Genomic DNA, 11,137 nt, shown 5'->3' on the forward strand with positions numbered 1-11,137 from the left:
AATCCTTAGAGTTTGCGAAAGTCGGGTTTGCGTTTTTCCAAAAAGCCCGACAGGCCTTCGGCCGCTTCGGGGCCAAATCTGGCCGCGTTGATTAGATCGGCTTCTGCCCACAAATGGGTGGCCAGTTCTGACGTGGCGGCCGCGTTCACCAAATGTTTGATCGAGCCAATGGCCTGTGCCGGGCCGTCGCCGATCTTACCGGCAAGTTTCATCGCACCGCTGAGGGCCTGACCCTGTTCTGTCACCTCATTGACAACACCCAGGCTGGCAAGGCGTTCCGCGTCAATTGGCCTGCCCAGAATACAAAGTTCGTTGACCAACTGGCGGGGCAGGGCGGCGCGCAGGAAATGCGTCACCCCGCCATCGGGGCTGAGCCCGACGCGCACATAGGCCACGGTGAACTTCGCCTCGCTGCTGGCGACGATCATGTCGCAGGCCAGCGCCAGTGCCACGCCTGCGCCCGCCGCACCGCCTTCGACAGCGGCGACCACGGGGGTGGGGCAGTCAGCCACGGCCCGGATCATGGCGTTGAGGTAATCGGTGTTGGAGTTGACCGCAGAAAGCGGGCCTTCGGCACTGTTTTTCAACGCGCTGATGTTGCCGCCAGAGCTGAAAAAGCCACCCGCACCGGTGATCACGATGGCCCGGACCGCAGGGTTTTTGCCTGCATCAACCACCTGGTCGCGGACCGCGCGGTAGACTGCGGGGTTGATGGAATTCCGGCTGCTGGCCCCATCCAAGGTCAGCACCAGAACACCGTTTTCTGTTGAGGCCACGACTTGCGTGTCTTGTTGCGCTTTTTGGTCTGTCACGATGCCTGTTCCCGTCTAATCATGGATGCTTCTTGTCGCGCAGCTTCAGCAACCAAACGGCCCAGCCGCGCGGCATGGACGTCTGCTGTGCCGAAAAGCATATCGGCCATCAAGATGCGTTTGACGAAGACATTCAGCTCATATTCCTCGGTCGTGCCGATACCGCCGTGCATTTGAATGCACTCCGCCGCGGCCTCGCGCATCCGTGTGCCGCAATAGCGTTTGAGCGCCGACACCACCTTTTGCCGCGCGGTGCTGTCTGTTCCGTCACAAGCGCTTGCCGCCGCCAGTACCAGCGATTCGAAGTGCTCTGTTTCGTGGAAGACGTCGACCATGTTGTGTTGCAGCGCCTGAAAGCTGCCAATCGGCTTGCCGAATTGTTTGCGTGTCGAAAGGTAATCCCGCGTCAGATCTCGCATCGCCTGGGCGGCCCCCAAGGCTGTGGCGCAGAGACACACAGCCGCAACATCGCCCATCCAATCGGCCAGTGCATCATTGGCCTGCGCCAAAGAGACATCGACCTTGTCAAAAGTGATATCCGCCGCAACCTGCCCGTCCAAAAGCGGAAGGGGCGTGACCGTCACGCCCTCTGCTGTCAGATCAACCGCACCGCAAGAGGTGCCAGTAGGCCCATCAAGGCACAGCAACAGAACCTGCGCATCAGCACCCCCAACACTGTCTGCGCGGTGCCAGACAGCATGCCGTTTTCCACCCGCAACCCGCCTGCATTTTCGGGCAGCGCGACTGCGACGGGCTTGCCGCTGTCCAGCGTTGCGCTGACATCAAAACCGGGCAAGTCGCACTTGGCTGACAACAACCCCGGCAGAACCGCCGCGCCCACAACCGGCGGGCTGGCTTTGCCACGCCCCATGGCCGCCAGGGCTGGGGCCAAGGTCAGCATGCCCAGACCCGCACCGCCATCATCTTCGGCGTAGGTCATGCCCAGCAAACCAGATTCGACAAGAGCCTGCCACACCGCCTCCCCTTCGCCGTCGCGCATCACATCGGCAACCGTGTCCGCGATCATCCGTTGTTCGTCTGTCAGATCAAAATCCATGGTCCGTGCCTCACAGTCTGAGTGTCTGTTTGGAAATGATGTTCTTCATCACTTCGCTTGAGCCGCCAAAGATCGTGAAGGCCCGCGACAGCAGCCATCCGTGAATGCCATAGCGGTCCAGGATGGCATCGTCGCTGGTGTCTTTTTGCCAAACGGCCGCGCGGGGCCTACGGCCTCCATCGCCAGTTCGTTGCTGCGCTGCTGGATCTCACTGCCGCGCAGTTTCAGGAACGGGGCCAGTTCCGCCGCGTTCCCTCCTGGCTGGATGGAGGAGAGCATGCGCAGGTTGGTGATCTCAAGCGCCATGAAGTCCGTCTCAAGATCTGCCAGCTTCGCGGCAAAGACCGGATCGTCGATCAAGGCTGTCCCATTGCGCTGCTGGGTCAGGGCAAGGTTGCGCAACAGGCGCAGTTCCGCCTTGTTCTGGCCGACGTTGGCAATGCCGACGCGTTCATTGCCCAACAAGAACTTGGCATAGGTCCAGGCCTTGTTCTCTTCTCCGACCAACATGTCGGCGGGCACCTCAACATCGTTCAGGAACACTTCGTTCACGTGGTGATCACCATCGATTGTGATGATCGGCCGGACCTCAACACCGGGCAGGTTCATATCAACCAGCAAGAGCGATATGCCCTGCTGCTGCTTTTCTGCGTCAGCGTCCGTGCGCACCAGGGTGAACATCCAATTGGCGTGCTGCCCCGTGGTGGTCCAGGTCTTTTGACCGTTGACCTTATACACATCCCCCTCGCGGACCGCGCGGGTTTTAAGGCTGGCAAGGTCTGACCCTGCGCCGGGCTCTGAGAACCCTTGGCACCAGTAATCCTCGCCCGACAGAATGCGGGGCAGGAAATGCGCCTTCTGTGCGTCTGATCCATATTTGATCAGGACAGGCCCGATCATCTTCAGGCCGAACGGCCGCAAACGTGGCGCACCGGCCAGCATCGCCTCTTCGTCGAAGATGTATTGCTGAACAGGTGTCCATCCGGTGCCGCCATATTCAACCGGCCAGTATGGGGCCACCCACCCTTTGGCGGCGACAATCTTGTGCCAGCGAAACATCTGTTCCCACGAATGGCGACGAAATCCGAAATGCGTGGCTGAGATGTCTTCGGGCAGTTCTGCGGCAAGAAAACCGCGCACATCTTGGCGAAAGCTCTCTTCTTCTGGTGTGAAACTAAAATCCATAAGACCCCCATCAATTGACGCCTCATATACAACGCCGGTCAATTAATGCAACAAATATTGACACGATTAAATGATTTGTTACAAATAATGAAACGGTGCGCGCGCTGTCCACCTTGAAGGAGCCTCAAAGATGCTGAACAATTCTGGCAAGGGACCGCTTTCGGGCATTCGCGTCCTGGATATTTCCACCGTTATTGCGGGCCCTATGGCGGCCACCATGATGGCGGATTTTGGCGCTGAGGTGATCAAATTCGAATTGCCCGGCATTGGTGACGGGCTGCGCGGCTTCCCGCCGCTGAAAGAGGGCAAGCCGCTGTGGTGGAAGGTTACCAATCGGGGCAAATACTTTGCCACCCTGGATCTGCGCAAACCTGAGGGCAAGGATCTTTTCCTGAAGATGGTGGCCGAAGCGGATGTTGTGGTTGAGAACTTCCGCCCCGGCACGCTTGATCGCTGGGGGCTGGATATCGACACGCTTTGGGGCGCGAACCCCAATCTTGTCGTGCTGCGCATCAGCGGCTTTGGCCAGGACGGCCCCTATTCCTCACTGCCAGGCTTTGCCCGTATTTTTGAGGCGATGGGCGGGCTGACACATATCACAGGCGACGAAGATCGCCCGCCGATGCATACAGGCTATCCCTTGGGCGACCCGATTGGCGGGCTGTTCGGGGCCTTCGCCGCTGTCGCGGCCCTGCTCAACCGTGACCGGAACGGCGGCGAGGGAGAGGAGATCGACGTCTCATTGACAGAGGCGACGTTCCGCATTCTGGAGTTCCTGGCGATTGAATATGACCAGCTGGGTGAGGTGCATGCGCGCAGCGGGAACCGCAATCAATATTCCGCCCCCGCCAGTGTCTATATGACCAGCGACAAGCGGTATGTGTCCCTTGCGGGCAGTACGAACCGGATCTTTCAAAACAATGCCAATGCCATTGGCAGGCCCGAACTGGTTGAAGAGCCGCGCTTTGCTGATAACCCTTCCCGTGTGAAGAACTCCGCAGAGCTTGACCGCATCTTTGGCGGCTGGATCGCGGCGCATACCCAGGAAGAAGTCGTGGCAGCCTTCCGCGAAGCGAATGGCACGATCGCCCCGATTTATTCCATCGACCAAATGTTCGAAGACCCGCATTTCAAAGCCCGTGAGGCGATCACTGAAATCGCGGATGATCACTTTGGCACGGTGAAGATGCAAAACCTCGTGCCGCGCTTCCGCAATGCCCCCGGAGAGATCAGGTGGGCCGCAAAAGATATGGGCGCACATAATGATAAGGTCTTTGGCGATCTGTTGGGACTTGACGAAGACGCGCTGATGACCTTGAAACAGAAGGGTGTCATATGACTTCACATGTTGGCACCTTGGCGCAGCCAAATGCGCAGGGGACAAGGCAGTTGAAACAGGCCCAGGCATCTACTCTTTCGACCACGCTGATGCGTGGCCTAGAGGTGTTGCAGTGCTTTACGGACAAAGATGCTGCTCTCAGCAACGCTGAACTTGCCCGCCGGTTGGACATGAACCGTCCCGCGGTATCGCGCCTGTGCAAAACACTGATGCATGTGGGCTATCTTCGCCGGGATGAAAAAGGCATGTTCCGCCTGGCCCCTCATCTTTTGTCGCTGACCTATCCGCTGCTGGCGGCCATGCCATGGCGCCATGAAGCCACGGATATGATGGAAGAGGTGGCCAGCCTCACCGGTGGCTCGATGACCCTGTCGATCATGTCAGAAGATCGGTTCGTGCAGATCAAGACGGTCGGGGTCAAAGACCAGTATCCTCATATTCCTGAGATTGGTTTGAACGGGCCGCTGTTGCTGTCCTCCACCGGTCGGGCGCTTTTGTCCCTGCTGGATGCAGAAGCGCTGCAAGAGAAGCTGCAGCAGTTGCACCAGCAAAACCCCGATGAGCATGCCAGAGGCCTTGGCCCCACGCAGGAGGGCATTGCCCGCTGTCAGGCTGAGGGTTTCTGCGTGTCCTACGGGGAATGGCGTGAAAACATCGTGGCCGCAGCAACGCCGCTGGGCCGGTCAGCGGATGGTTTGCTGGTCGCGATGGCTTGTGGGATGCCGACCTACCGCGTGGTCGAAGACAAGTTTGAGACAAGCATCGGACCGCGCCTTGCCAATGTTGCCGATGCGCTCAGGGCCAAGGGCCTGTTTCAGAAACCCTGACCGGTAGCCTTTGGCCGCCCACAGGCCCTGTGCGACCTTACCCCATGTTCTGACCAGAAGGTGTGCCATCTGCGCCGCCGATTTTTCCAAGGATACCCAATATGGACTACCAAACCATTCGCTGGACGCTTGAAAACACTGTGGCTGAAATCACGATGGACCGGGGGGCGGGCGCGACTGCGTTGAATGCCCGCATGTGTGATGAGCTGTTTGATGCGGCCTGTCGCTGTGACGCCGAAGGCGCGCGCGCGGTGATCCTGACTGGGACGGGCAAAACATTCAACGTGGGCGGTGATCTGCAAGAGTTCACCGATGCAAAGAACAAATCAGATCATGTCACCCGCATGGCCACGATGATCCATGCGGCAGTGTCGCGTTTTGCCCATATGGATGCGCCGGTGATCTGCGCTGTGAACGGCTCTGCGGGCGGTGCGGGGCTGTCGATGGCGGTGTCGGGGGATATTGTGCTGGCCTCTGAGAGGGCCAAGTTCGTGTCGGCCTACACCGCATCTGGACTGTCGCCTGACGGATCGCTGACATATTTTCTGGCAAAACATGTTGGCCTGCTGCGGGCGAAAGAGCTGGTGCTGACCAACCGGGTCCTGACCGCACAAGAGGCCTGTGACTGGGGCCTGGTGACCCGCGTGGTGGCCGCCGATGATCTGGTATCAGAAGCGCGCGCACTGGCCGCAGATCTTGCCGCTGGTCCGACCCAAGCGTTTGGCCGCGCAAAGCAATTGCTTGAGACAGCCTTCAGCGAAAGCATTGAAACCCAGCTTGATAAAGAAACCCGCGCGATTGCTGCGATGATGCGCACGGAGGACGGCCAAAACGGCATCAGCGCGTTTCTTGCAAAACAAACACCGAAATTTTCAGGCAGATAGCAAATGAGGACGTTAATTCCAACATTCCATAAAAATGTTGTAATTATTAAAACAGTTGATACAAATCAGTATAAATAGCCTAATGGGAGGGGCGACGTGTACCATTTTATCAGGGGGAGCTACCGCGCCGTCGTGCGCGGCTGGTTGAGGATATATGGGCCCATTGCGCGTCCAAGCTTGCATCATGCGTAAGCCCAGGGGTTGATCCATGCACTCTCTGAGAACCGTCTCCGTCTTTCTTGCCTCGATCGTCGCGGCCTTCGTCTCAATCCAGTCTATCTATGTGGCCTACTTCGGCCCCTGGGACATCGCCTATGGCCTGAACATGCTGCTTGGCGCGGCTGTTGTTATCGTTCTGATCACAAAGCCCACCGTAAACCCCCAAGGCGAGGCCTCATCCGGGTTTAAAGCCCTTGGGATGCTCTTGGACTGGGCGCTGATCGCTGTCTTTGTGGCGGCCTGTATCCGCTTCACGCAAGTAGCCTACCTGATGGAGCAAACGCTCTATTTCTTCAGCAGCTTTGATGTTTGGCTGGCCCTCGCGGGCACAGCGGTGTTGCTTGAAGCCACCCGCCGCCTTTTTGGCCTGCCGATTGTGATCATCGCCTTTCTGACGCTGATCTATTGTTTTTTTGGCAATGCGCTGCCCGGTTTCTTGAACCATCCCGGCATCAGCCCTGACCGGGCCGTTGATACCATATGGTACGGCTATCAGGGCGTCTTTGGTGCCCCCACGGGTGTGGTCATCCGCGTGGTGTTGATCTTTGTGGTCTTTGGCATTGTGCTGGAAGGCACAGGAGCCAGCGACACGTTGATCCGCGTCTCAGTGGCGCTAACCGGGCGCACCCGCGGCGGCCCCGGGCATTCGGCTGTGGTGGCAAGCGCGCTTTTGGGGTCCATGTCGGGCAGTGTGACCGCGAATGTGGTTGGCTCTGGCTCATTCACCATTCCGATGATCAAACGGCGCGGCTTTCCTGCAGCCACAGCAGGCGGGATCGAAGCCGCCGCTTCCACCGGGGGACAGATCATGCCGCCGGTGATGGGGGCCGCGGCCTTTATGATGGCCGACCTGACGGGAGAGCCCTACACCACAATCGCCCTGGCCGCCCTAATCCCGGCGCTGTTTTTCTACGGCTCACTCTTTGCCGCTGTGTCGGTGGATGCAACTGCTGCTGGCATCCAGCCGGTGCCCGAAAGCGAACGGATCAAGCTGACGCGGGCCGATTACATCGCCTCATTGCAGTTCTTGCTGCCGATTGTATCGATCATCGCTGTGCTGTTGCTGGGCCGCTCGCCCACCATGGCGGGCCTTGTCGCGGTGACGCTTGCGCTTGCGCTGGGACTGTTCCGGGAAAAGAACCGCTCAAGCCTCAAGATCTATTGGGACATCGCCGTGAAGGCCGGTATCGCCTGCGCATCAATCTTGGTTGCTGTGGGCTGTATCGGGATCATTCTGGGGGTCATGAACCTGACGGGGCTGGGGCTTAGCTTTGCCTCCATGATCTCATCGCTTAGCGAAGAATCGCTGCTGTGGTCGCTGATCATCACTGCCTTTGCCTGCCTGGTGCTGGGCATGGGGATGCCAACGCTGCCGGCCTATATCATCATCGTGCTGGTGCTTGGCCCGGTCGTGACCAAACTGGGCGCTGACCTGCTGGCGGTGCATATGTTCGTGCTCTACTTCGGCGTTCTGTCCGCGATCACACCGCCCGTGGCCATCGGGGCCTTTGCCGCAGCGCCCATTGCGGGGTCTAACCCGATGCGGACGGCCTTTGTGTCAGTCCGGCTCGCGATTGTGGGCTTTATCATCCCGTTCATCTTCATCTACGAGCCTTCGTTGCTCTTGGTGCTGGATTTCGATCTGGTCAGCTTTATCCGGGTCTGTGTTGCATTGTCGTTGGCCATCTGGATGCTCAACACCGGGGCTGCAGGATATGCCGGTGACCGGCTCAGCCTACTTGGCCGTGTGGTGCGGCTGGCCATTGCAGCGGGGCTGATCATTCAGATCGCTGAGATCCAATACATCTTCATTGTCCTCGCCATCACGCTTCTCGTGGTTCATCGCAGCCCCAAGTTGGCCGAAGCGGCAATGCTTACCAATAAACTTAAGACCAACCTGGAGGAGACCTAACCCATGTTTCAACGAGTCTTGCAAAAAGGCATGATGACCGCCGTTGCGGTAACCATGTCACTTGGCATGGCCGCAACTGCGCACAGCAAAGATCTGCGCATGGCGTCGCTTGGACAATCATCACCAACAACGGTGTTTTCAATCGCGGTGACGCAGATCCTGAAAGAAGAGCACGGCTATTCCACACAGCTTTCAACCGGCTCTGCGGCCACCCGTCAGGCCGTTGAAGCGGCGAACCAGCAGCTTGATCTGTTTGTATCCGCGGTGTCCATCAACGGTTTTCTGCGGGACGGCACGCGCATGTACAAAGACATGGCAAATGCGCCAGAGCTTTTTGGAAACCTGCGCAGCATCCTGAACTATCCTTTCGGTGCCTATCACGCGATTGTCTGGGAAGATTCAGGCATCACCAGCCTGGAAGAGATGAAGGGTAAGAAGGTCTTTATCGGCCCGCCTTCTGGTGCGGCACGTGCGACCATCGGGGCCATCATCAGCGGTGTGACCGGCTATGAGGCGGACACTGATTTTGAAGCTGTGAGCGTTGATTGGTCATCGGCCGAACAGGCGTTTCAGGACCGTCAGATTGACGTCTATTTCACCGCCGCCCCAATCCCAAGCGCCGAGCTGCAGCAGCTGTCAGCGCTGGGCAAGTTCCGGGTTCTGGGCATTCCGGACGACAAGGTCGAAACAGAAGCCATCCAAAAGGCGTTCAACATTCCGGGTCGCGAATTCACCATGCTTGAACCAGGTGCCTATAGCGGTTTGACCAACGAAGAGCCTGTGCGCCTGGTCAACACCATTGTCGGGCTGAGCACCAACAAGTGGTTGTCCGAAGAAGACGGCTACAACATCACCAAGGCGATCTTTGAAAACAACGATGATCTGGTTGCTGCGGCTCAGTGGATGAGCGTTATCACGCCTGAAAACGGCTTGTCTCAGATGAACGCGCCGCTGCATATCGGTGCATATAAGTACTACAAAGAAGCGGGCATTGATGTGCCTGAGGAGCTTGTCCCACCAGAGGCCAAGTAACATACCAAACGCAGCGCTGCCCGGTCCCTGACGGGGCAGCGTTTTTCTTTGGCGGGCCCTCAGTTGCCCCCCTTTAGACCCAGACGGCGCGATGCCTGCGGTCGCTTCCACACCCTCAAAACCTTTGGCCCACAGATCTCGCGCAGCTTTTTCGGCTCAGCTGCAAAATGACTGTTGCAAGTGAAACCATTTTAGTTTCATTTGTAACGAAGTGATGCCGAGGGTCGATCAGGGCTCTCATAAGGGGGCCAGGCCTTGGAAATAAGTGACATCAACCGTCTGCGTGCCCGACCGGTGCCTGCGCAAAACAATCTTATTGAAGGCCAAGACAGCCCGACCGACGGCCGGATTGAGGTTTCATCCCCCATCGACGGCAAAGTCCTCACCCACATCGCCGCGAGCCAGCCCAGCGATGTGGATGCCGCGGTTGCTTCTGCCCGGCGCGCCTATGCGGATGGCCGGTGGCGGCGAATGCCCCCTGGCAAACGACGGGATGTCATGGCCAAATGGGCCGCACTGATTGAGGCAGAGGCCCAAGAGCTGGCCGTTCTTGGCGTGCGCGACAATGGCACCGAACTGGGTATGGCGCTGAAGGCTGAACCGGCCTCAGCGGCGCAAACCATCCGCTATTATGGGGAGGCCATTGATAAGGTCGGCGGGGAAATTGTTCCCACAGCTGAGGACAAGATGTGCCTGGTGCACCGCCAGCCCCTTGGCGTGGTTGCGGTTTTGGTGCCTTGGAACTTCCCGATGATGATCGGCGCATGGAAGATCGCGCCTGCGATTGCGATGGGCAATTCGGTTGTGCTGAAACCCTCTGAAAGCGCCTCTCTCAGCCTGCGCCGTATGGCAGAGCTGGCGTTGGACGCGGGCCTGCCCCTGGCGTGCTGAATGTGGTGACGGGCTATGGTCACGAAGCGGGTGCTGCACTGGCCGGGCATATGGATGTGAACGCGTTGTTGTTCACCGGATCGGGGCGCACCGGGCGGCATCTTTTGACGGCCTCTGCACAGTCCAACACCAAACCTGTCTATCTGGAATTGGGCGGGAAATCCCCCAACATCATATTTGAAGACGCCCCCGATCTGGCGGCTGCGGCAAAAGCGGCTGTGGGCGCAATCTTTCGCAACTCCGGCCAGGTCTGCGTGGCAGGCTCGCGGCTGTTGGTGGCCAACTCCGTCAAAGATGCGGTTCTGGATCAAATCGTCTCAGCAGCTGAGGCGCTTAAGGTGGGCGATCCGCTTGATCCTTCCAACGACATCGGCGCGGTGCATTCAGAGGCCCAGCTGGCGATGAACCTGGCCCATGTGGACAAGGCCAAAGCCGCTGGCGCTGCTTTGGTGACCGGTGGCACAGCGCTGCACGACGAAGGGTATTACATGGCGCCAACCATCTTTGATGAGGTCACGCCCCAAAGCCCGCTTTTCCAAGAAGAGGTCTTTGGCCCCGTTCTCACCGTCACCAGCTTTGAGACGGAGGAAGAGGCGCTGGCGTTGGCCAATGCCTCAGACCTTGGGTTGGCCGCTGGTGTCTGGACATCGAACCTGTCCCGCGCCCACCGTATGGTGCGTGAGATCGAGGCGGGTGTGGTCCACGTCAACACCTATGGCGGCACGGATCACACGATCCCAATGGGTGGCGTCAAGCAATCTGGCTATGGATATGACAGATCGCTCAGAGCGCTCGATCAGGTCAGCCACATGAAATCGGCTGTCATCGCTCTTTGATGTCCTTTTGTCACATCCGTGCCTCTCCTTGCAGATGTTCCCGCGCCCTTTGGCGATGCTGCGGCGGACAAGAGGGCTTGTAGGTCCCTCAAGCCGCTTTGGGCGCTGGAACCTCTGCTTAACCCTTTCCCGGTAGACCACGT

At 58.6% G+C, this 11,137-nt stretch carries 9 protein-coding genes and 1 pseudogene; 6 read left to right on the forward strand and 4 right to left on the reverse strand.

The features are described from left to right. Positions 1-5: 5 nt before the first annotated feature. The 4 genes from ACZ1HM_RS02260 to ACZ1HM_RS02275 are packed head-to-tail and all read right to left on the reverse strand — an operon-like array spanning position 6 to position 3,054. On the reverse strand, positions 6-812 hold the full coding sequence (locus ACZ1HM_RS02260; RefSeq protein WP_472741008.1) for an oxepin-CoA hydrolase, alternative type: 807 nt from the start codon (positions 810-812) through the stop codon (positions 6-8). Further along, positions 809-1,459 carry an acyl-CoA dehydrogenase family protein gene (locus tag ACZ1HM_RS02265; protein ID WP_472741009.1) on the reverse strand — a complete coding sequence of 217 codons (651 nt, stop codon included), beginning with the start codon at positions 1,457-1,459 and terminating at the stop codon, positions 809-811. Before ACZ1HM_RS02265 ends, ACZ1HM_RS02260 begins: the two co-directional genes overlap by 4 nt. After that, positions 1,408-1,869: an acyl-CoA dehydrogenase family protein gene (locus tag ACZ1HM_RS02270; protein WP_472741010.1), complete on the reverse strand. Its 462-nt coding sequence runs from the start codon at positions 1,867-1,869 to the stop codon at positions 1,408-1,410. The genes ACZ1HM_RS02265 and ACZ1HM_RS02270 overlap by 52 nt, the downstream gene beginning before the upstream one ends. Positions 1,870-1,917: 48 nt before the next feature. Then, a complete protein-coding gene (locus ACZ1HM_RS02275; RefSeq protein ID WP_472741011.1) occupies positions 1,918-3,054 on the reverse strand; it encodes an acyl-CoA dehydrogenase family protein in 1,137 nt (378 codons plus the stop codon). A gap of 130 nt (positions 3,055-3,184) precedes the next feature. On the opposite strand from ACZ1HM_RS02275, the gene ACZ1HM_RS02280 reads away from it, so the two are divergent. The 6 genes and pseudogenes from ACZ1HM_RS02280 to ACZ1HM_RS02305 all read left to right on the forward strand — a co-directional run bounded on the left by ACZ1HM_RS02280 (position 3,185) and on the right by ACZ1HM_RS02305 (position 10,994). Next, positions 3,185-4,393 (forward strand): CaiB/BaiF CoA transferase family protein, encoded by a 1,209-nt coding sequence (locus ACZ1HM_RS02280; protein ID WP_472741012.1) that lies wholly within the window; start codon positions 3,185-3,187, stop codon positions 4,391-4,393. Then, the gene (locus tag ACZ1HM_RS02285) at positions 4,390-5,220 is read left to right on the forward strand and encodes an IclR family transcriptional regulator (protein WP_472741013.1); all 831 of its coding nucleotides are present in this window, start codon (positions 4,390-4,392) and stop codon (positions 5,218-5,220) included. The genes ACZ1HM_RS02280 and ACZ1HM_RS02285 overlap by 4 nt, the downstream gene beginning before the upstream one ends. A 101-nt stretch (positions 5,221-5,321) precedes the next feature. After that, positions 5,322-6,104, forward strand: coding sequence for an enoyl-CoA hydratase/isomerase family protein (locus ACZ1HM_RS02290; protein ID WP_472741014.1), 783 nt, complete (start codon positions 5,322-5,324; stop codon positions 6,102-6,104). A gap of 208 nt (positions 6,105-6,312) precedes the next feature. Beyond that, complete coding sequence (locus ACZ1HM_RS02295; protein WP_472741015.1) at positions 6,313-8,235, forward strand: TRAP transporter permease; 1,923 nt, start codon at positions 6,313-6,315, stop codon at positions 8,233-8,235. A 3-nt stretch (positions 8,236-8,238) separates the two neighbouring features. After that, positions 8,239-9,267 (forward strand): TAXI family TRAP transporter solute-binding subunit, encoded by a 1,029-nt coding sequence (locus ACZ1HM_RS02300; protein WP_472741016.1) that lies wholly within the window; start codon positions 8,239-8,241, stop codon positions 9,265-9,267. Positions 9,268-9,522: 255 nt separating this feature from the next. Continuing rightward, positions 9,523-10,994 (forward strand): annotated as a pseudogene (locus ACZ1HM_RS02305) (aldehyde dehydrogenase family protein). Positions 10,995-11,137 lie beyond the last annotated feature (143 nt).

The organism is Sulfitobacter sp. GN1-4, assembly GCF_055693825.1.